The sequence below is a fragment of the Bifidobacterium sp. ESL0798 genome, from assembly GCF_029395415.1.
Lineage (GTDB): Bacteria > Actinomycetota > Actinomycetes > Actinomycetales > Bifidobacteriaceae > Bifidobacterium.
Window position 1 is genome coordinate 905,537 of the sequence record NZ_CP113914.1, and the last position, 20,500, is coordinate 926,036.

Below are 20,500 nucleotides of genomic sequence, written 5' to 3' on the forward strand. Positions count from 1 at the left end.
TGTACATTCACGTTTCTATCGTCGGTATCGGTTTTGAGCGCATCGATAGAAACACAGACCTTCGTGACAGGGATGCGGTGAGAATCGGAAACGTCAGCAATTAAAAAGGAGTCGTTCCGATGGCAGTGAACAGCATGAGCCGGGCAGTGTCGAAAGGAATCTTAGAAGGACTCGATATGGCGACGAATCCCGATCTGAGAAATCTACGTCACGAAGCGAACAGGCTGGAGAAAAAGACGAGCGTGCGGAGCTCGTGGAACCAAGTGGGGAATCTCCTAAAGAAGCAGATGCGGAACATCAAGTAGTCGATGATTTAAAACATTTAGAAGTCGATGAGCGGCAGTTAAAAGCGCCGATTGCTCATGTGGAGAAACAATTATCAAGGGCCTGTTCCTGATCCCGATGCGGTGAGATAGATAAGTCATTTCCCAATAGAATGATGACCATGGCTGAAAAGGATCAGGACAGCAGCATTAAGGTCGATGAACGGATATCTAAAGCTGAAGCCGGGTCATTTACCATTGTATCGATAGGTGTCACGGTTCTTCCATGGGTGTATTCCCTTCTTGCCCCGCTGGTCCATGCTCCTGCGTCAACGATTGTCATTGGGACCGCCGCTGGTTGTCTTACCGCCGGAGCCCAACTTATAAGAGCAATCATTGGAATCAGGAAAGATGAAAAAACAAGGGAGACGAGAACAAAAAGGATTAACAGAAAATAACAGAAGTTGTCATAGCTGATTATTAGTTCTGTTCTTTGTGAAGCAAGTAATTTCGAATGTTTGAATTTATTCCATGAGGTTTGTTCTCCATGTAGGATTTTTCTTATTTGAACAGGTTAAAGCCTCCCACGTTCTAACACAGTTCAAGAATCGAGCCGTAAGCATTATGTAAACTAATGCTATGACAACCATAGAGTCCACTCATCAAGACACTGTCCGTTACAACCTTGATGCCGGGTTCATTACGGCCGCACGAACCGCTGATTGTGCGGTAATCGACACCGAAACAACTGGTTTCGGGTCTAACCCGCGCATACTCGACATTGGTGTTGTCCTCATTGAAAATGATCAGGTTACGGCGACTCTTTCGCAGCTCGTTAATCCAGAGGTACCGATTGATGCCGGTGCTGCGGCCGTCAACCACATTACTCAGGAGATGCTCGATGGACAGCCGACACCGGGTGAGACGCTTCCTGCGATTCTCGAGTCAATTCGAACGTTGCCCCTGATGGGTCATAATCTCGATTATGACATTAGAATTATCAATAATGAAGCCGCACTTGCGGATGTACCCGGTTTGAAACCCCAACAGGTCTGCGATACCCAGGAACTGAGCAAAGAGATGTTCCCTGGTCCCTCGGTTTCTCATACTCTCGAGAATTTGCTCGACCGTCTGGGCGTGCATGAGCCCGAGCAACACAGAGCGCTCGCCGATGCATTGCAGACTTGGCAGGCGTACCAGCTACTTAGTGCCATGAATGGGCCTTGCGCTGAAACTGATGAGCAGCACGAACGTGCGTATCAACGAGGAAAAGCCAAAACGCGTGGCGTTATGCGTGCGCGCTATCTAGAAGGTAGAGCCACAGATCCCATTAATGACAAGCCGGAAGGCATAGAGCTCGAAGGGCAAGGCGGGGAGAATCTGTGTGATTGCTCCGTGCATCAGGACGTGTTGCGTAGATATCCGCGTGGCTCTTACTTCTGGGTCACTGTTGAAAAGGACTATATCTCCCGTGGCAAATATAAAGGATATCCGACCATTTATGTTTTCCTTGACGGTGAGGAAATTGGTTTCCTTGGAGAATCGATCATGTCTAAGCATTGGGGGCAGATACCAGACGGGCCGGTCATAGTGTGTGCTCATACTAGCGTAGGTGCTGACGAGACCTCGCCTTATAAAGCGCGTATCGAGTTGCCAAAGGCCCATGAGCCTGTCAATCTCGAACCCTTCAGAAGACAGGACTGAGACATAGCAACTTGCTGACTGTGAGCTTTTCTTAACTTTGATTTTGAAATTAGATGGCGTTGTAACAGTTGTGGAATGGTGTCGCTGCAGATGAAATAATGTTGTTTGCATAAATTGTGGGTAATTTCCGGTGCACTATTCAAATTGAATTTTGAAATTTAAAGTCGAAGGAGTCGCTGGGGGTATTCCCTCGGCATTCTTTTTATCTGTAGATATGTAAAAATTAACTCACTCTCACTGTTTATTGCGGTATTCGTCCTTGAGGATGCCGAAAAGCCGCTCGGGGCTCAAGTCGCAGCCGTTGTCGAGCCACTTCTTGATGATCGCGGTGATGCCGGCCCTGAAGAAGGCTCTGTGATAGTCGATGTCGCCGGAAGGGTAATATTTTTTGGCAAGTTTCGTGTCGTATCGGGTAGGCTGAAGTTTCAGGTCGAGCCCCATTTTGAAATAGGCGCGGTAGAAGTCTTGATGATCCTTGATGTGCGCGAACAGCTTGGAGAAGTCGTTCGAGTTGTATCCTCGGGTTTCCTCGTCGGCGTAGATGTCGTGGAGCGCGTCGAACAGCTGTTCCTCAATCGCGTTCATGAGGTCCTTGATGTCCATATAGTTCGCGTAGAAAGTGCTCCTGTTCACCCCGGCTTTCTTGCAGATTTCGGTGACGGTGATCTCTTCCGCATCCTTGCTACGCAGCAACGTGATGAAGGCGTTTTCTATTTTTCGCAGCGATTCCTGCCTTCGTTTGTTCCCTTTGGTGTTCACTCGATTTTTCCCATTACTCCAACGTTTTTGGCGCAACTGTCGGTTGTCGGCCGCCGTTCCGCCCGTTATGCTGGCTCCATATTAACCCAACAGGTGTCGGGTATTTTGTGTGCGCCCGGAAAGGATGACCATGGCAAAATCGAAATTGGTGAAGGCGAACAGGAAAATTGTGGATGCGGCGGGTGCCGGCATGCGCAAAATGAGCGATACCGTGACCAAGGCCCATCGGCGTATCGAGGACGGTTTCGTCGACCAATACCTCACCCAGGACGGGGAGAGCGTCGGCGATACCGAGGCCAGGCTCCGCCGCGAGCACGAAAATAAACTTAGAATGCACGCCGAACGAAAGGCCGCAAAACGCCAGGAAGTCGAGCAGCGTCAGCGACGTCGCCGTAAATAAATTAAGGACTGGCGCGGTTCTCGAGGCAGGGTTCTGTAGGCGTCTGAGATTGACAGTTTGATTGCATAAGCGTTGTGAGTGACATGAATATTCGTTGCGATTATCCAGACAAATGATAATCTACTGCTTATAAAGTCATCGGATCTTAAAAGCAAAGGAAGAAATCGCGATGGAGCGGATTGAAGTTGCTTGCGGCGGGATTGATGAGAGTGGCCGGTTTAAGACGGAATTCACTGGAAGAGGTTGGGATATTTCACCTGAATTTACGTTTTCTGGCATTCCGAACGACGCCAAGTCGCTGGCAGTAGTTTTGCGCGATATGAGTCACCCTCTGTTCGGCGAAATGACGCATTGGATTATCTGGGATTTGCCGGTTATGGATACTTTGCCTTCCGAGATTGCTAGGGGAGCGCGGCCTGGAATCGACGATGCGGTTCAGGGAATAGCGTACGGCTGGCATCGTTACCGCGGACCGAAACCGCCCAAAGGAACCAGCCATCGCTACGAATTCACCATCTATGCCATAGATCGGAAGCTTGGGCTTGGGCCGATGACGTCTTATCGCAAACTCAGAGCTGAGTTGGACGGCAAAGTGCTTGGAGTGGGCAATGTCGGGGGAACGTTTGAATAGACTTCGAATGTCGTGCTTTCTGAAGCGGCCGTCAATTGAACCTGCCACGCAACAGCGGTAGTCTGGTATCAGTGAGTTGTCCAGACAGATAGATTAGTCATGTTGGTTGCATGTAAATTGGGTTGCTTTGCTCGAAGCTGTACGGGAGCAGCAAAACCGTGTGCAATATTGACCGGCGAATGACCTGTTGGCAGGAAAGAGTGGGTTATGAAGCGGCGCAAAGTGGCGATTGTGGCGTGCGCAATACTTGTCGTTGTGGCGATTGTGGGTGCCATTTGCTGGGAGGTGGTCGTTCCGCTCCGAAAACGGCAGAATAGCGCTTCCGCGAAACCGGCTAATGCCGTTAGCCAGCTTCAGACCGTGAGCTATGACATCACCTATCAGGGGAAACATTACGCGAAGACTGCGAGCGTCTATGTGCCCTCTACCTACCGCAAAGGCACCCCGATGGACATTCTCTATCTGATGCATGGCTCGTGGACGACTGGCCCGAAACTTGCCAAGCAGATGCAGAGCTCATTGGATGAGTCTCTCTTAAACAAGCCGATGCTCGTTGTTTTTCCAACGTATTATCCTGATGACACATTTGAGGTTCGTGATTACCGCAAGGATTATGCTCTGAATCGTTTCTTCGCCACCGATGAGATCGAACCTCTTATGCGGGCTGTCGAGAGTCGGTTCACGACATATTCTTTGGGCGTTTCGGAGGCAGATTTCATAGCCAGTAGGACACATAGGGCTTTCGGTGGTTATTCCATGGGCGGCATCACCGCATGGGAGATGCTTGCGGCCAAACCCCAGTATTTCCATGATTTCATGCCGATGGCTGAGTCCAGTTGGATCAATAAAACCACAGGCGGCACCACAGACCAAGACACCGCCGCGAGCCTGGTGGCTGGCTTACGGGCTAGAAATTACGGCGCTAACGATGTGACAGTCATTGCCATGACGGGGGAGAAGGACGAAAGCAAGTCGGATATGATTCCCCAGATTGAAGCCTTGCGTAAAACGCAAGGAGATATCATGACCCAACAGAATCTCGTCTACTGGGAGAATCCCGGGGGCAAACACGGACTCGCCTCACTCAAGGCCGAGGTCAAGCGCGGGGTGCCGTATCTCTTCGTGCAATAGTTCATGTAGATGTGTGGTCAAGCCTTCAGATATATCCGCTTATATGACGTTGGCTAGAGGTAGCTCGAACAGGTTTTGACTTCGAGCGCTTGAAGTCTTTACGTTGGATTGTAGCGTTATACATTGTAGATTCTTGTAATGCAATATTAAAGCAATAAGCCGTGTTGCATATCGCTTATGGATAATTTCAATAGAAAGAGACAAAGAAAATGCCTGCTACATTCACGAATCCGAGCCCGTTCCCCATGGGCCATCCGAATGACGCCTACGCTCAGTATTTTGACGGCCAAAGCTACAATGCCCCGCTAGGAGGTACGAATCAGGCCAAGGTCGCCAACGTAACGTTCGAGGCTGGTTGCACCAACCATTGGCACATCCATCACAACGCCACGCAGGTGCTGATTGCCGTAGGAGGCCGCGGCTACTGCCAGTTCGAAGGCGAGCCGGTGCGTCAGCTTCGCCCCGGCGACGTGGTCGTCGTGCCGCCGGAGACCAAACATTGGCACGGCGCGAGTCCCAACGAGCCGTTCGCACATGTCGCGGTCATGGTGCCTCAAGAGGGCGCGTCGAACGAGTGGCTCGATCCGGTCGATCCGGAGGAATACGCCAAGCTGAACTGATTGGCGCTTGAGAAGGGTGCCGTATCGCGGAGAGCATCCGAAACTGATAAATGATAAGGTTATAGATTAAATCTGACTGACGTCTGATCAGGATTTAACGAACGAGGGGACGTAAATATGAAAGCGGGAATGTTTGTGAAACCGGGCGAGGTGAGTGTCACCGATGCGCCCATGCCGATCATTGAAAAGCCGACCGACGCGGTCATCCGTGTCCTGCGGGCTTGCGTCTGCGGATCGGATTTGTGGTGGTATCGGGGAATCTCGAAACGCGAGCAGGGTTCGCTGATCGGTCACGAGGCCATCGGGGTGGTCGAAGAGGTAGGCAGCGAGGTCACACATGTGCGTCCCGGTGATTTTGTCATCGTCCCGTTCACCCACGGTTGCGGGAAATGCGCCGCCTGCCGTGCCGGTTTCGACGGTGACTGCATGAATCAGGAGCCCGGCGGCAATGCCGGCTACCAAGGCGAATACCTGCGGTTCACCAACGCCGACTGGGCTTTGGTCAGGATTCCCGGCAGGCCCAGCGACTATTCCGACGAGATGCTTAACTCGTTGCTTACTCTTTCTGACGTTATGGCCACCGGTTATCATGCGGCGGCCAGCGCGGAAGTCAAACCGGGAGACACGGCGGTTGTCATCGGTGATGGGGCGGTCGGCCTGTGTGGCGTCATCGCGGCAAAACTGCGCGGCGCGACCCGTGTCATCGCGATGAGCCGGCATGAGGACAGGGCCGCGTTGGCCCGTGAATTCGGTGCCACCGATATCGTCCCCGAGCGCGGTCAGGAGGCCGTCAAGCGTGTCATGGATATGACGGATGGCGACGGGGCGGATTCCGTGCTCGAATGCGTCGGTACGCAGGAATCCACCGTGACGGCTCTTCAGGTCGCGCGTCCTGGAGCCGTCGTCGGTCGCGTCGGTGTTCCGCAAAGCGGCGAGATCGATACGACGAAACTGTTCTGGAACAATATCGGGCTTCGCGGTGGCATTGCCTCCGTGACCACCTACGATAAGGAGATCCTACTTAAAGCTGTTCTCGACGGTCGCATCGAGCCTGGCCGCGTGTTCACCAAGTGTTTCGATCTCGATCACCTTCAGCAGGCCTATGAGGCCATGGACCAACGTGAGGCTGTGAAGTCGCTTATCATCGTGAATGAAGCGTAAGATTTTATGGTGTTGTGAGACTTTAAATATTCATTTTATTGGTGTTATAGCAATTTTGGACGAATAGTCAAAAATTAGATTCCCCACAGCGACCAGGTTATTTCGTTGGTGTTGCTGTGGACTTCGTGAAGTGCGTTTGCGGCTTCCTTCCTTACCGACTTGCTCGGGGCCTGCTCCTCCAGACGGGCGAGCGGGCCGATGGCCGACGAAGGGAGCTGAGCAAGATAGTCCGTATCGACCATTTCGATGCTGCCGTTCAGGTAACCATCCACATCGACCTTGGCGATGATGACATCCGGCTGGATGAATGCGAAAACAAGCCAGAGCACGAGCGTGCCGAAAAATGCGACACGGAACAGTTCAAACGTCGGGCTCAGCAGTTTCCACACCGTGGCCACGAGCAGGAACGCGATGGCGACCATGCCCCAGTAGGTGAGCAGGCGCAGGCGCGTCAGGCCGTATTTATTGACGTACAGACTCATACGCCAGACGGCCGAGACCAACATCACCGTCGTGGAGGTGACCAGCATGAGTTCGAGCGTCAGCAGGGATTTTGCACGTTTTTCATGCTTGTGCAGGTAGAGGCAGGCCATCACGATGATGAGGTTGATGGCCGTGACGCCGACAAGCTGGAAGAATCCCGCGCGGGCGTAGGCTGCGTAGCCTCCGAAGCGTTCCAGCGTGTTCACTCCGCCGAACAGGTATGTCGATTGGATGGCCACAAATACCAGATACACCGCGTCGAGCATGGCAAGCATCGTGTTGAGCGTAGCGGTCGAGGCATGATGATGGGAGATGCTCGTGCCGAGATCTACTTTACGGCGCGGGTGACGCAGGCCGAAGAGCAGGGAGAAGGCGAGTGGAATGATCGCTACGAAACGAAGGATGTCGAGCACGCGGGGGCCGAGGTCGAAGTGGGTCAGCCCTTGGAAGAGGCTGTTGACGATCAGCTCGAAGTTTTCGTCGGCCGAGGAGAGCGCGGGAACCACGATGACCAGCACTGCAGCTGCGCACACCGCGCCGATGGCGATGCCGCCGGCCTTGCGGCCGCGCCCGTGCACCCATGAGGTGGCGACGCGTCCGAGGATGGACCAGTGGCGGAACTGCTCGGCGATGAAGGTGCCGACGCCGCGCAGGATTCCGCGAAGACGGAACAGCTCATCCTCGCCTTCCCCGCTCAGCGAGAGGAACGTGAGGGGCAGCGCGATGGCGAGCCCGCAGGCGTTGATGGCCCTGATCCAAACTGCTTGGGAGAATGCGGGCACCAGCATAAGCGCAGCCGTGCAGAACAGCAGGGCGTATGACGATTTCGGCATTTGAAGGTTGAGCCGTTTCGTTCCCTTCAGGTTCTTTGTCTTTCGCGCTTTCTCGGTTTCCTTCCGCCATCTCAGGGACCAGGCGCAGCCGAGGAAGGCGAGCAGGCAGACGCTCAGCGCCACGCCGCCGCAGACGGCGAAATATCCCGAAACCCTGACCGGTGAGACGCAGACGCACCAAAGCAGCGAGAGTGCGACCGCACAGATCAGTGAGGCCTTGTCGGCCTTGGTCAGCGGTGCGGGCGGAACCTTGGCGGGCGCCTCGGCGATGGCTTTGATGGCTGCCTTGGCGAGTTCTGCGTTTGCGGGGTTGGCTGTGTCCGTGGTCTTTGCAGGTTCGGCGTTTGCGGTGTTGGCCGTGCCGGTCGTTTTGGATGTACCGCTTCCAGTGATGGATCCGGGTTCGGCTTCGGATTTCGATTCCGATTCCGAGGCAGGGGTTTTCGCATAGGGAGTTGCGTTCGGGCCGGTTGCGAGTGCGGATGGCTTATCGCTTTTTCCGGGCTCGTTTTTGGCGGGTTGTGTTTGATTTTGGGTATGGTTGTCCTTAGACATGGTGATTTCCTTTTCTAAATCGTATGGTTGACTGTTGTTATGAAGCCGCCGTTTTGCGGCCAATGTCGGTGTGAAAGTCTGAAGTTATCCCTCCGGTTCGTAGTGCAGCAAATCGGCGGGCTGGCAGTCCAGTTCCTGGCAGATGGCGGCCAGCGTGGTGAAGCGCACCGCCCGGGCCTTGCCGGTTTTGAGAATCGAGAGGTTCGCCACCGTCACGCCCACGCGTTGCGAGAGTTCGGTCAGCGTCATGCGTCGGTCGGCGAGGATGTCGTCGAGGGTTACCGTGATGCGTCCCATGTCAGATCACCAGGTCGTTTTCGTCTTTGAGTTCGGTCGCGGCGGCGGTTAATGAGGCGAGTGCCACGGATACCACGGCAAGCACTGTGCAGAAGACGAAGGCCACGCCCGTGCCCAGTATGGTGCGGCCCCGGGTTCTGTTCAGGTTGAAGGCGGCCAAGGCGAGCTCGACCAGCCATATCGCGGCGGAGACGGCGAAGGCTGCGCCTATGGTGCGCAGCCGGCGGACATTGCCCGCGGTGAAGGTCTCCTCGCGTCCGACCGCCGAGAAAAAGACGCCATGCGCAGACGGCCACCACGGCCAAAGGCAGCATTCCGATGCCGGCGAACAGGGCCGAGCCGTGCCTGAGGTCGCCGACCCGCTCGGCCGAGGGGAGCACGAAAAGCGCTATGGCGAGGCATATTACCACCGCGAAGGCGTCGGTAGCCTCAAGCAGGACGGCCAGCGTGCGGTGCGACATATGCTCTTTGCGTTCGTTCGGCGTGGGGCCGCTGGATACATCCCGCCCGCTCTTGTCGGCGGAAACGCTCGAATCTTCTCGGGGCTTCATCTCAATCTCCTTTAATGGCAAATTTTCTGCTAGGTCATATCATAAGCGGTTCATATCGTTTTTCAATAAAAGGCATATCGTTTTTCAATAAAAACACAATTCGGGCTTGGCTATGAGATTGCCAAGTCGAGCGAATTAAATTAGGGACAGCGCGGGGATGCGAAATAAGGGTATAAAGGGAACCTGCCATCTCGCATGAGGTGAGAAGGCAGGTTCCCCTTTAAAGAGCGTTGTCTATTGATTAGTTGATGTTCACTCGATGTCGTCGAGATTCAGCCCGAGCGCTTCGGCCACACGGGTGCCGTAGTCGGGATCGGCCTTGTAGAACTGGCGGGTCTCGAGCACCTGGATCTCATGGGTCTTCTCGCCTTCGACCTGGCTCAGACCGCTCGCGATGGTGGTGACCAGGCGCTGCTTCTCGTCCTCGCTAAGCACGCGGTAAAGGTCGCCGGCGGCGGAGTAGTTGTCGGGCTCGTAGGCGGCGTAGTTGCCGGTCTTGCCTTCCAGCTGGTCGCCATGATTGCGGGCGGAGGTGTCCTCGGCCGGGCCGTCGTAGCTGTTCGGTTCGTAGTCGACGGCACCGTCCTGTGCGTTGTCGCTCATGAATCCGTCGCGCTCGTAGTTATGCACCTCGACCACCGGGCGGTTGACCTTGAGTTGCTCGTAGTTGGCGCCGAGGCGATAGCGCGCGGCGTCCTTGTACGCGAAGATGCGGCCCTGCAGCATCTTGTCGGGGGAGGGCTCGATGCCCGGCACGAAGTTGGCGGGCGCGAACGCTGCCTCCTCGACGTCCTCAAAGTAGTTGTCGGGGTTGCGGTTCAGGGTGAACTCGCCGATCTCGATCAGCGGGTAGTCCTTGTGGGAGACGACCTTGGTGATGTCGAAGATGTCGTGCTTGTAGTTGAGTCCCTCTTCATAGGGCAGAATCTGCACGCAGACCTTCCAGGACGGGTAGTTCTTCGACTCGATGGCATCGAAGAGCTCGTGCAGCAGGTAGTCGGTGTCCGAGCTTGCGGCCTTGACCGCGGCCTCCTCGCTCATATTGACCACGCCCTGCTCGCTCATGAAGTGGTACTTGACCCAGAAGGCGGTGCCGTCGGCGGTGACCCACTTGAAGGTGTGGCTGCCGTAACCATTCATCGTGCGGTAGCTGGCCGGGTTGCCGCGGTCGCCCATCAGATAGGTCACCTGGTGCACGGTCTCGGGGGAATGCGCCCAGAAGTCCCACTGTCGGGTCGCGTTACGCAAGTGGGTGCGCGGGTCGCGCTTCTGCGAGTGGATGAAGTCGGGGAACTTCAGCGGGTCCTGGATGAAGAAGGTCGGGGTGTTGTTGCCGACGATGTCGTAGTTGCCCTGCTGGGTGTAGAAGCGCAGTGCAAAGCCGCGCACGTCGCGCAGGGTGTCGGGGTAGCCGAGCTCGCCGGCCACCTGTGAAAAGCGCAGGAAGATCGGGGTCTCCTTGCCCGCGCCGTTGAAGACATCGGCCTTGGTGTACTGGCTCATGTCGCGGGTGAGCTTGAACGTGCCGTAGGCGCCGGCGCCTTTGGCGTGCACCACGCGTTCCGGGATGCGCTCGCGGTTGAAGTGCGCGAGCTTCTCGACCAACTGATAGTCCTGCAGCAGCACCGGGCCGCGAACGCCGGCGGTCTGCGAATGGTTGTTGTCGGCCCAAGGCTGACCGGAAGCGGTATTGAGAGTGACAGTCATTGAAATCCCTTCTGTCTTAATGATGTATGAAGAAGATAACAACCAGAGCCAAGCCATACAAGGATTTGTGGGGTTTCTTACGTTGTGTTTTCCTTAACGCAAAGCTCCATTATGTCAGTTTTGGGGCTTGGCTAGCCCTAGCATACATCTTCTAATTGCCGACGTCCGAAGGCAAGCCCGCACCGAACGAAGGACCGAGGTTCGATTTAGGCCTTCTGCTTTTAATGATTTGTGGCAGGGGTATTCTTGCGGTCCGTGCGTACTAGAAAACTTTGTTTGGACGGCATATATCGCGATGGTTTTCAGTATGTTAGAATATGCTGGTTGCCGTTTTTGTAATTCACGGCACGGCAGAGAGTTGTCCAGTGTTACTAAGGGAGAAGTTATATGGTTGACGGCGACAATATGAAAGATGATGCATCGCAGGATCAGAACGGAGCGACTCAGCCGACTCCCGAAACGGGTTCGGAGCAGAACAACCGGCCGGAATCTGCTGCAAATCCCGCGGAGGGCTCAACGTCAACGGCTGGTGAGCAGTCGGTTCAATCAGCTCAGCCGGAACAATCGGTTCAATCAACTCAGCCGAGTCAATCGGCTCAGCAGGCGCAGGCCGGCAATTTCGCCCAGCCCGGCGTGCAGCAGTATCCCGGCCAGCAACAACCGGCGAGCCAGCCCCAGAATTTCAATAACCAATACGCGCCCATGCAAGGCCAGCCGTTCGCCGGGCAAAACCCGGCCGCGCCGATGGGCGGGGGCCAGGCTCCGGCGAACGGTGCTTTCGCGTATCCTCCCCAGGCGGCGCAGAATCCGCAACAGGGCTATCAGTATCCGCCTGCCATGGGTGCCAATGACGGTATGGCTGTAGCCGGTGGTGTGCCTGTCAAGAAGAAGAACAAGGCCGTCGTCGCGGTGGTCACCGCCGTCGTCGTTATCGTGGTGGTCGTCGCCGTCATCCTCGGCCTCATCCTCGGCCTCGATGTCGCCGGAGTCATCGGAGGGCCGAAGGAGAAGGATTACCAGGCAGGGCAGGCAGACATCGCCACCATGACCCGTTCCCTGACCTCGATGACCACCGATTTCGTCTCCGCATCCTTGGGTGTCAGCACGAAGGGTACCACCGACAAGGATGTTGACCAGTTCAAGGCGGACAAGAAAAAGTTCGAGCAGGCCAACGACGATTTCAAGAACCTCAAAGTGATGAAGGATCCGAAGGTCAAGGCCGCATACGATGCCTACATCCCGAAGGCCCGAGGGTTCGACACCTATATGGGCGGCCTTGCCACGGGAATGCAGAAATTGGCATCCGTCAAGGAAAGCTGCACCGACGAGAACGGTGGCGGAACCGTCGGCAACGATTTCTACCACCAGCAGGACACGTTCTTCGCCCAATGCTCGGCCAAGATCCAGTCCGTCGGCAAGCTCGACAACAAGCCGGTCGCCGATTTCCTGCAGGGCATGCAGGACTATCTGAACCAGAGAAACGATCTGCTCAAGCAGATGGAAGCCATGGGCGACCCGGACGCGATGACCTCGCAGGCCCAGGTCGATCAGCTCAATGCGTTGGTCGACAAGTTCAACGACGTTCCGTCCCCGTCGAAGAACGCCAAGACCCTTCAGGACTCCGTGACCAAGGATGTCAACAAGACCGACCCGACCAAGAGCCTCCACAATCTCAAGATCGTGGTCGATAACGGGGCGCGGGCCAAGAAGGGGTCGTTGCTCTAATGTTGTAATGCTGTAAGCGATTCTTGCGAATCGTGGTGTGGGCACCGCTCCCGCCGCATATTGTCGAGGCCAATGCCAGAGCTCCTGGCGTTGGCCTCGATGACGTTGTGGGGCCGCCGGGCTGGGCCGTGTCGTGCTGTGCTGTGCCGTGGCGCGCTGAAAACGGCAGTGGAATGCCGATTCGAGACGGTTTTGCATGTCTCGTATGTCGTCGCTCCGACTGATAATCTAAGCGAAAGCCGTCGCATTGCATGGTTGCATTCAAGGGCGATGGCCGGTTTTACAACAGATTGATGGAATCGAAGGATGATCATGGTAGATAAAAAGGAATTGATCGAAAAGGCGTTTGAGGTTCAGCAGCGTGCCTATACCCCCTATTCGCATTTCAAGGTCGGCGCCGCCCTGCTTTGCGCGGACGGAACGATTTATCAGGGATGCAACGTGGAGAACGCCGGCCTGACCGCCACGAACTGCGCCGAAAGAACGGCGATTTTCAAGGCGATTTCCGAGGGGGAGAAGAAGTTCACCGCTATTGCGATCGTCGGGAACATGGAAGGGGTGAAGAAGGGCGAGGGCGATTATTGCTCGCCCTGCGGCGTGTGTCGGCAGGTCATGGCGGAATTCTGCGATCTGAAGAACTTCACCATCATCATGGCCAAGGATACCGACGACTATCTGGAACGCACATTGGACGAGGTCCTGCCGCTGGCTTTCACCGGCGACAATCTGGAGTAGTAGGGGAGTTGCTCTAAAATTTTCACTATGACAAGCACTGAAGCCTATAGCAATGGTCGCGATGAGCGGAAGAACGACGGTTTGAACGAAACCGCCTCCTCACACGGCAATGAGCCCCAAGCGATGACGACTTCATTCTCTTCCGGGCTGCCCGATCCATGGCCTGCGCCGCTCGCCAAGGGGCCGTTGGACGCCACTGTGGTGATTCCCGGAAGCAAGTCCCTGTCCAACCGCTATCTGATATTGGCTGCGTTGGGGCATGGCCCTGCCACGATCGCGGGCATACTGCGCTCGCGTGACACCGAACTGATGGCAGATGCGCTGCGGACGCTGGGCGTCGAGGTCGACTTCGACGAAGGCGAAGGGACCGGTGTGACGGTGACCCCGCCGGCCGATGGCCGGTTCAAGGGCAATGTCACGGTGTTCTGCGGTCTTGCCGGGACGGTGATGCGCTTTGTGCCCGGGTTGGCGCTGTTTGCCGACGGGCCGGTACGTTTCGACGGTGACAAAGAGGCCTACGCGCGGCCGATGCAGCCGGTGCTCGACGGACTCGAGCAGCTGGGCGCTTCGGTAGAATACGAGGGCAAGACCGGTTTTCTGCCGTTTACCATCACACCTCCGGTGCGGGAAGCCGCTGAGAAAGCCTTGAGCGGTGCGGATTCGAACGAAGACGAGGGTTCCGTCGGTTCCGGCTCCGCCATGCCTCAGCTGGCGAAGGTCGAGATCGATTCGTCGTCATCTTCGCAATTCATCTCCAGCCTGCTGCTGATCGGTTCGTGTCTGCCAGGCGGGCTCGACCTCAAACACACCGGCAGCAAGCTCCCCAGCCTGCCGCATATTCGTATGACGATGGCTGATGTCAACGGTGCCGGAGGCGATGCCCAGATGCCTGAAATCGGACACTGGCTCGTCGCCCCAAGCCCCCTGCAGTTGCCTGATGGGGTGGTGGTGGAACCCGATTTGTCGAACGCCGCCCCGTTCCTCGGCGCCGCGATGATTGCCGGGGAAAGGTGAGCGTGCCGAACTGGCCGACTTCGACCACCCAGCCCGGCGGACTGCTTCCTGACATCCTGCATAAGTTGGGCGCCGAAGTGACCTTGGGCGGGCGTCCGTTCGATGAGGTCATGGCCGATGTGCGTGATTCCCAGAAATCGGCTTCAGTGCCGCGAAACGGCACATTGACGGTTTCCATGAACGGGCCGATCAAAGGGCTTGGCAAAGGTTTCGACATGTCGGCGGCCGGGGAGATCACCCCGAGCATCGCCGCTTTGGCAACTTTGGCAGACGGTCTCAGCGAACTGGTCGGCATCGGCCATCTGCGCGGCCATGAGACGAACCGGCTCGCCGCGCTTGTCACCGAGATCACCCGCATCGGCGCCTCGGCCGAGGAATTGCCGGACGGACTGGTCATCACGCCGGTGCCGCACAGCCAATTGCACGGCGAGACCATGGAGACCTATGCCGATCACCGCATGGCCACGTTCGCGGCGATGATCGGACTGGCCGTGCCCGATACCCGCATCCGCAACGTCGCCACCACCCGCAAGACCATTCCGGACTTCCCCGGCATGTGGCACAGGATGCTTGGCATGCTCGACGAATAAGCGGCATCCTCGAAAAACAAAAGATATCAGCTGATACAAAAGGCCGGAACCGAACATTTCCGTCGGTTCCGGCCTTTTTTGTTTTCGCAGGATTTTACAATCTAACGAAACGAGGTGGGCTCACTTCTTGAAGACGTTGCCGTAGGTGTCCTTGCCTTCGGTGGCGATCTTGTCGGCCTTATGGGCGATGGCAAGCTCCTCGTTGGTCGGGATGACGCAGATGATCACCGAGCTGTCGGGCGTGGAGATGATGCGCGGCTCCTTGGAACGGGTCTCGTTCTTCTCCTTGTCGAGCTTCACGCCGAAGGGCTCGAGCTTCTTGCACACGCGGGCACGCACCGCGTCATCGTTCTCGCCGACGCCGGCGGTGAAGGTGATGACATCCACGCCGCCCATCTGTGCGGTGTAGTTGCCGATGTAGCCGACGATGCGGTGGATGTAGACGCCCATCGCGGTGATGGCGTCCTCGTTGCCTTCCTTGATGAGGCGATCGACTTCGCGCATATCGCCGTAGCCGGTCATGCCCATCATGCCGGACTGCTTGTTGAAGAGGGTATCGAGCTGGTCAACGTCCATGTGGGCGTTGCGGATCAGGTGGAAGACCACGGCCGGGTCGATGTCGCCGGTACGGCTGCCCATCATCAGGCCTTCCAGCGGGGTAAGGCCCATGGAGGTGTCGATCGGATGCCCGGAGATCTGTGCGGAGGCGGAAGCGCCGTTGCCGATGTGCAGTACGATCTGCTTCAGGCCTTCGGCAGGCTTGCCGACCACGCCGGGAACGACGGAGCCGATGTACTCGTGGCTGGTGCCGTGCGCGCCGTAACGACGAATCTTGTACTTCTCGGCGACTTCCTTGTTGAGCGCATACGTGCTGGCTTCCTTCGGCAGTTGGAAGAAGAAGGAGGAATCGAAGACGAAGACCTGCGGCACGTCGGGAAGAAGCTCTTCCATGACCTCGGCGCCGGTGGCCTCCGGGCCGTTGTGCAACGGGGCGAGTACGGCGAGGTCCTTAACCTGCTGGATGGTCTCTTTGGTGACCAGAGCTGGCTTCGGGAAGACCGCTCCACCTTGCACCACACGATGACCGACGGCGACGATGCCGGATTCCTTGAGGTTCGGGCCGTACTCGTCGAAGAAGCCGAGGACGCGCTTCAGACCGTCGGCGTGGGTCTTGATCGGCTCCTCGAGCTCGTGCTTCTCACCCTGGTATTCATGCTTGTAATGGCCATCGATGGGTTCACCGATCTTCTCCACGAGGCCGCTGGCAAGAGCTCCTCCAGTTTCGAGATCCACCAGCTGATACTTGATCGAGCTGGAACCGGAATTGATGACAAGGACGGTTTTCGCCATTGTTTGCATCCTCCATATAGATAAATTGACCCGTGGATTGTACCGCGGCTGCCAAGTTTCCAGTTTACTCACGAGCTGTTACAAAGCGGCCGTAGGGAATTCGCAGGTGAAACGTGAGTTTGGAAAAGTGCTTTCGTTCGTCTGCCGAATCGAATCGGAACATGTGAAGTGGAAAACGACTGTGTCTCTCACATCCGACGAATTTGCAGTGGGGGCATGTTTGCAAAAACTTGTTGTTTGCTCATAGCGAAATATAATCGACCAGGAAATAACAAAATGCCGTATTTTTAGGGAAAAATATGTTGAATATATGGTTTATCGCTTTAACGTTTGTCCAATTACCGTTTACTATGATTTATGTCACTTTTGGAAAGCGACAAATAAATTGCGCGTTTCCGATATCGGGCTTTTGGGGAAAGCTTGGGAATCTGCGCAGATGGTTTTACAAAGCTCTTGGGGAGGGCTTAAGAATTCACAGCAGTAATAATTGATCGGCCTTTGGTGAAGGCTTTTGGATTTGCATATGTAGTTGATCTCATTGCCCTTGGGAGGGCATGAAAATTTTCCACGTTTCCGGTTATTAGACCTTCGGAAAGGCCGAATGCCTTGCATGCGTGGTCCGCACTCAACAAAATTCACGCAAACACAGCACAGCCTGTTGTGCTCAACGTCGTCCACCATCGAGGGTGCGCCAAACAAATATGAGCACTTGAATTATTCATCATTGAGCAGAGGGGGCTAAGTCAACGTAATTCGTTCAGTGACCAAAAGGTAAAAATTGGCATGTCTGCTTACTGCCAAGGCCAGATGCACGGTTGCATAGTGAGGTCCGACCCTGACTTGAACAAGGCATGGTTTGTTTAAGAAGGAAGACAAATGAAAATAAGCAAAAGGATAAACGGCATCATCGGCGTGGTGCTTTCCGCAGCGACGTTGCTGGCTTTGGGCGTGACCGGTGCCGGCACGGCTGGGGCTGAAACGACAAATGTCGATCTGACCGCCAGCGCCAATAAAAAGGGCACGATCGTGGTCAAGAACGCCACCCCCGGCCATTCCTACGCCGTAGTACAAGTGGGAAAGTACTCCCACGCCGCCACGGATGGCACGCAACTGACCGGCATCTCGCTTGAGTCGACCGACGTCACGACGGTGAATACCGCAGTCGGCACGGCAGCCCACACCGCTGATAGCACTGCGCCGAGCACCGGCAACGTCATCGGCTGGGTCGGTACCCACTGGCTGGGATTCAACGATGCAACAGATACGAATAATTCGGATACGGGTTCGAGCACGTCGCCGTATACCGGCAAGCTGCGCGATTTCGTCCAGCAGCTGGACAAGGCGCTCGCTGCGGCGAATTACAGTTTCAGCTCCGCAGTGGCTGCCGTGGGCACGACCAATGCCACGGTAACATTCTCAGACCTGTCGGTCGGCTTGTATTTGGTCGAGGATGTGACCGCGATGCCGGGCGCCGGGACCGCCGGTCATTCGGATTCGATTCCGATGCTGGTCGGCACCACGATCGGGACCAATGCCACCCTCAACGGGACCAAGATCGGTGAGGTCAACGACAAGACCGATACCGTCACGGTCAATAAGAGCCTGACCGGCGGCACCGCCGTCAACGGCTCCCAGCTGAGCTATAAGATCACGAGCAAAGTGCCGCTTTGGACCGGATACGCCAAGTATTACTTCGAGATCGTCGATATGCCTGGTGCAGGCCTCGACCTGGATGCAAGCAGCGTTGCAATCACGATTGGCGGTCACAATGTCGGCACGGACAAATATACCGTGACCAAGGACGAAACCGCCGGGACCAATGGCGGCAAAGACTTCCATATCGTCTTCACCAACAACAGCATCGAAGACTATACGCCTGATTTGGATATCGTGGTCACCTACAAGATGACGGTCAAGGATGCCAGCAAGTCGTTGGTCAACCAGGCCAAGATCGTGCATTCCGGCAAGGACAACGGCAGCGACTGCACCACGGACCCCACGGCCAGCGGCTGCACGACGGAAACGCCGCCGACCGACAACAGCTCCAGCGAAGCCGTCAGCTACTCGGTCACCATCCGTGACTTCTTCAATGACGGTGGAACCAAGACAGCGATCAAAGGCGCGATATTCAAGGTCTATGATGATACGACCGATCCCAACCACACCACTGCGCTGACGTTCAAGGCCGACACCCCGATCTCCGGCACCGAAGGCGAATACACCTATGACACCAGCGCCGGCAGCACGAATACCGTGGGTGTTGCAGCTTACGACACGTTGAAGATCGATGGTCTCAAGACCGACACGTATTCGTTCGTCGAGCAGTCCGGCCCGACCAATGTGTTGCAAAGCGTCAAGCCGAGCTTCAAGGTTGAGATCATCGACGCCAACGTGGCCGACCACCCGAAGGACACCAAGTTCGTGTTCCATGCGGATATCTGGGGTCTCGCCAGTGTCGATACCCAAAACGTCGTGGGCAGTGAGCCCCACAGCGTGGCTGACGGCACCCAGGTCGAGTCGACCAACTTCAACGTGAGGATCGACTACGTCGATGCGCTTACGAACCTGCCGTTGACCGGTGGCATGGGCCTCATCCTTATCGCTGTGTTGGCCGTTGTGTTCGGCAGCGGCGCCATCGCCTTGACGATGCTGCGCCGTCACAGCCTGCTCAACAGCAAGAAGTAACGATACCGAGACTGTGCGATTGATAGTCGCTGTTGCCAACGCCGTTTGGACAACGGCAAGCAATCAACCGCACGGTATCAGTAACAGGGTCTGATTTTCGGTTCGTCTCAACGCGGCAAGGCTGCGGAGGCGGACCGGAATGGGTAATGAAATTCATGCAATCCGGGGTGAGACGAGAATGAACGAGAGGAAAGCGGAAAAGGCGAAGCAGGCTGGTGCGTCCAGGCCGCCGCTTGGCTTTCTGTCGTTCGAAGCCGTCGTGCGTTATCCCCGGAATCGTTCGGTGGTCATTTATCGTGCGGTCATCGAGGCGTTGCGTGATCTGTGCGTCCTGCTCACGGTGATCGTATTGCTGTGGGCACCCGTCTCCAGGACCATCAGCGCCAGGAACGAGAGCATCGCTTCGTTTCAGGCCGCTCAGGAAATGGCCAAATGGCCGCGCGGCCATGTCAAAAGGAATATCACGACGCTCTTGCCTACAACAGGGGCATCGCGGATTCCGGCCAGCACAAGCTGGGCGAGGCCATCGATCCGTTTGTTGACGATCCCGACGAAGACACCATATCTGAGCGTGACAAGAATTATCAGTTGATGCTGAAAACGACGAACGGTGTGATGGGCACCATCCGGATTCCTAAGATCTCCGTGAAACTGCCTATCTACCACGGCACTTCGAAGGCCATCCTGCAGGTCGGCGTCGGCCATCTCTACGGAACCAGCCTTCCGGTGGGCGGCAAGTCGACGAACAGCGTGCTCACCGGCCACCGAGGCCTCGTGGGCGCAGAACTGTTCACCAGGCTCGACGAGCTCAAAAAGGGCGACATCATCTACATCCAGACACTCAACCGTACCATGGGCTATCGGGTCATCGGCATCCATGTCGTCAATCCCGATGATGTCCATCTTTACAAGGTGGTTCCGGGCCAGGATCTGGTGACGTTGATGACCTGCACGCCTTATGGGGTCAACACGCAGCGGCTGGTCGTCACCGCCAGGCGAGGCAACATTCCCAAGGACATCCCTCGCTACGACGGCGACAAGGACGCCGTGCTCATGGCTGAAATCGTTGGGGCGATCGTCCTGCTTTTGGGGCTGGTCTGGGCGATGCACCGCAATTACCGGCTGCTCGTACCGCCGCCGTGGCATTATGACGGCTCGCCGGTGGCCTGGTGGAGCATGTTCCCGCGCAGGACGGACGCCCGCGGCCTGCCTCCCATCGGTTTGGAACCATTGCATGCCAGGAAGCGGCATAAAACCAAAAAATCGAACGTTTTGAAAGTGGATCGGTAAGATTGAAAGATACAAA

18 protein-coding genes and 1 pseudogene are annotated in these 20,500 nt (G+C 56.2%); 14 read left to right on the plus strand and 5 right to left on the minus strand.

The features are described from left to right. Positions 1-253 precede the first annotated feature (253 nt). From OZX74_RS03790 to OZX74_RS03800, 3 genes are all read left to right on the plus strand, one after another. Complete coding sequence (locus tag OZX74_RS03790) at positions 254-397, plus strand: hypothetical protein (protein WP_277157201.1); 144 nt, start codon at positions 254-256, stop codon at positions 395-397. Positions 398-445: 48 nt separating this feature from the next. After that, entirely contained in the window at positions 446-721 is a 276-nt protein-coding gene (locus tag OZX74_RS03795) for a hypothetical protein (protein WP_277157202.1), read from the plus strand. Positions 722-902: 181 nt separating this feature from the next. Beyond that, complete coding sequence (locus OZX74_RS03800) at positions 903-1,967, plus strand: 3'-5' exonuclease (RefSeq protein WP_277157203.1); 1,065 nt, start codon at positions 903-905, stop codon at positions 1,965-1,967. A 234-nt stretch (positions 1,968-2,201) separates the two neighbouring features. On the opposite strand, the gene OZX74_RS03805 is transcribed toward OZX74_RS03800, so the two are convergent. After that, a complete protein-coding gene (locus OZX74_RS03805; protein ID WP_277157204.1) occupies positions 2,202-2,726 on the minus strand; it encodes a TetR/AcrR family transcriptional regulator in 525 nt (174 codons plus the stop codon). Positions 2,727-2,856: 130 nt separating this feature from the next. Here OZX74_RS03805 and OZX74_RS03810 point away from each other — a divergent pair, with 130 nt between their 5' ends. The 5 genes from OZX74_RS03810 (at position 2,857) to OZX74_RS03830 (ending at position 6,669) form a co-directional block, all read left to right on the plus strand. Then, positions 2,857-3,126, plus strand: a complete 270-nt coding sequence (locus OZX74_RS03810; protein ID WP_277157205.1) for a hypothetical protein — start codon at positions 2,857-2,859, stop codon at positions 3,124-3,126. Between the two features lie 169 nt (positions 3,127-3,295). After that, on the plus strand, positions 3,296-3,757 hold the full coding sequence (locus tag OZX74_RS03815) for a YbhB/YbcL family Raf kinase inhibitor-like protein (RefSeq protein WP_277157206.1): 462 nt from the start codon (positions 3,296-3,298) through the stop codon (positions 3,755-3,757). 207 nt (positions 3,758-3,964) lie between these two features. Continuing rightward, complete coding sequence (locus OZX74_RS03820; RefSeq protein WP_277157207.1) at positions 3,965-4,888, plus strand: alpha/beta hydrolase-fold protein; 924 nt, start codon at positions 3,965-3,967, stop codon at positions 4,886-4,888. Between the two features lie 209 nt (positions 4,889-5,097). After that, entirely contained in the window at positions 5,098-5,508 is a 411-nt protein-coding gene (locus tag OZX74_RS03825; protein ID WP_277157208.1) for a cupin domain-containing protein, read from the plus strand. Positions 5,509-5,625: 117 nt separating this feature from the next. Continuing rightward, positions 5,626-6,669 carry a zinc-dependent alcohol dehydrogenase family protein gene (locus OZX74_RS03830; RefSeq protein WP_277157209.1) on the plus strand — a complete coding sequence of 348 codons (1,044 nt, stop codon included), beginning with the start codon at positions 5,626-5,628 and terminating at the stop codon, positions 6,667-6,669. A gap of 74 nt (positions 6,670-6,743) precedes the next feature. Here the strand turns inward: OZX74_RS03830 and OZX74_RS03835 are convergent, their stop codons facing one another. Continuing rightward, on the minus strand, positions 6,744-8,540 hold the full coding sequence (locus OZX74_RS03835) for a DUF4173 domain-containing protein (protein ID WP_277157210.1): 1,797 nt from the start codon (positions 8,538-8,540) through the stop codon (positions 6,744-6,746). Positions 8,541-8,624: 84 nt separating this feature from the next. Further along, positions 8,625-8,837: a helix-turn-helix transcriptional regulator gene (locus OZX74_RS03840; RefSeq protein WP_277146600.1), complete on the minus strand. Its 213-nt coding sequence runs from the start codon at positions 8,835-8,837 to the stop codon at positions 8,625-8,627. 26 nt (positions 8,838-8,863) lie between these two features. On the opposite strand from OZX74_RS03840, the gene OZX74_RS03845 reads away from it, so the two are divergent. Further along, positions 8,864-9,403 carry a hypothetical protein gene (locus OZX74_RS03845; protein ID WP_277157211.1) on the plus strand — a complete coding sequence of 180 codons (540 nt, stop codon included), beginning with the start codon at positions 8,864-8,866 and terminating at the stop codon, positions 9,401-9,403. Positions 9,404-9,640: 237 nt separating this feature from the next. Here OZX74_RS03845 and OZX74_RS03850 read toward each other — a convergent pair whose 3' ends face one another. Continuing rightward, entirely contained in the window at positions 9,641-11,095 is a 1,455-nt protein-coding gene (locus OZX74_RS03850) for a catalase (RefSeq protein WP_277157212.1), read from the minus strand. Positions 11,096-11,482: 387 nt separating this feature from the next. On the opposite strand from OZX74_RS03850, the gene OZX74_RS03855 reads away from it, so the two are divergent. From OZX74_RS03855 to OZX74_RS03865, 3 genes and pseudogenes are all read left to right on the plus strand, one after another. Further along, positions 11,483-12,820 (plus strand): hypothetical protein, encoded by a 1,338-nt coding sequence (locus tag OZX74_RS03855; protein WP_277157213.1) that lies wholly within the window; start codon positions 11,483-11,485, stop codon positions 12,818-12,820. A gap of 312 nt (positions 12,821-13,132) precedes the next feature. After that, positions 13,133-13,555: a cytidine deaminase gene (locus OZX74_RS03860; protein WP_277157214.1), complete on the plus strand. Its 423-nt coding sequence runs from the start codon at positions 13,133-13,135 to the stop codon at positions 13,553-13,555. A 123-nt stretch (positions 13,556-13,678) separates the two neighbouring features. After that, positions 13,679-15,159, plus strand: a pseudogene (locus OZX74_RS03865) (3-phosphoshikimate 1-carboxyvinyltransferase). Between the two features lie 120 nt (positions 15,160-15,279). Here OZX74_RS03865 and OZX74_RS03870 read toward each other — a convergent pair. Then, positions 15,280-16,509, minus strand: a complete 1,230-nt coding sequence (locus OZX74_RS03870; RefSeq protein ID WP_277157215.1) for an acetate kinase — start codon at positions 16,507-16,509, stop codon at positions 15,280-15,282. An 876-nt stretch (positions 16,510-17,385) separates the two neighbouring features. Between OZX74_RS03870 and OZX74_RS03875 the strand changes: the two genes are divergently transcribed. Together OZX74_RS03875 and OZX74_RS03880 are read left to right on the plus strand one after the other, a co-directional pair. Further along, positions 17,386-19,194 (plus strand): isopeptide-forming domain-containing fimbrial protein, encoded by a 1,809-nt coding sequence (locus tag OZX74_RS03875; RefSeq protein WP_277157216.1) that lies wholly within the window; start codon positions 17,386-17,388, stop codon positions 19,192-19,194. Positions 19,195-19,626: 432 nt separating this feature from the next. Continuing rightward, positions 19,627-20,484 carry a class C sortase gene (locus OZX74_RS03880; protein ID WP_277157217.1) on the plus strand — a complete coding sequence of 286 codons (858 nt, stop codon included), beginning with the start codon at positions 19,627-19,629 and terminating at the stop codon, positions 20,482-20,484. Positions 20,485-20,500 lie beyond the last annotated feature (16 nt).

Coding starts and splice junctions, on each gene's coding strand:
- OZX74_RS03875 (WP_277157216.1), top strand. CDS start 17,386: ATGAAAATAAGCAAAAGGATAAACGGCATCATCGGCGTGGTGCTTTCC.
- OZX74_RS03870 (WP_277157215.1), bottom strand. CDS start 16,509: ATGGCGAAAACCGTCCTTGTCATCAATTCCGGTTCCAGCTCGATCAAG.
- OZX74_RS03810 (WP_277157205.1), top strand. CDS start 2,857: ATGGCAAAATCGAAATTGGTGAAGGCGAACAGGAAAATTGTGGATGCG.
- OZX74_RS03860 (WP_277157214.1), top strand. CDS start 13,133: ATGGTAGATAAAAAGGAATTGATCGAAAAGGCGTTTGAGGTTCAGCAG.
- OZX74_RS03855 (WP_277157213.1), top strand. CDS start 11,483: ATGGTTGACGGCGACAATATGAAAGATGATGCATCGCAGGATCAGAAC.
- OZX74_RS03880 (WP_277157217.1), top strand. CDS start 19,627: ATGGCCGCGCGGCCATGTCAAAAGGAATATCACGACGCTCTTGCCTAC.
- OZX74_RS03815 (WP_277157206.1), top strand. CDS start 3,296: ATGGAGCGGATTGAAGTTGCTTGCGGCGGGATTGATGAGAGTGGCCGG.
- OZX74_RS03800 (WP_277157203.1), top strand. CDS start 903: ATGACAACCATAGAGTCCACTCATCAAGACACTGTCCGTTACAACCTT.
- OZX74_RS03795 (WP_277157202.1), top strand. CDS start 446: ATGGCTGAAAAGGATCAGGACAGCAGCATTAAGGTCGATGAACGGATA.
- OZX74_RS03820 (WP_277157207.1), top strand. CDS start 3,965: ATGAAGCGGCGCAAAGTGGCGATTGTGGCGTGCGCAATACTTGTCGTT.
- OZX74_RS03825 (WP_277157208.1), top strand. CDS start 5,098: ATGCCTGCTACATTCACGAATCCGAGCCCGTTCCCCATGGGCCATCCG.
- OZX74_RS03835 (WP_277157210.1), bottom strand. CDS start 8,540: ATGTCTAAGGACAACCATACCCAAAATCAAACACAACCCGCCAAAAAC.
- OZX74_RS03840 (WP_277146600.1), bottom strand. CDS start 8,837: ATGGGACGCATCACGGTAACCCTCGACGACATCCTCGCCGACCGACGC.
- OZX74_RS03850 (WP_277157212.1), bottom strand. CDS start 11,095: ATGACTGTCACTCTCAATACCGCTTCCGGTCAGCCTTGGGCCGACAAC.
- OZX74_RS03830 (WP_277157209.1), top strand. CDS start 5,626: ATGAAAGCGGGAATGTTTGTGAAACCGGGCGAGGTGAGTGTCACCGAT.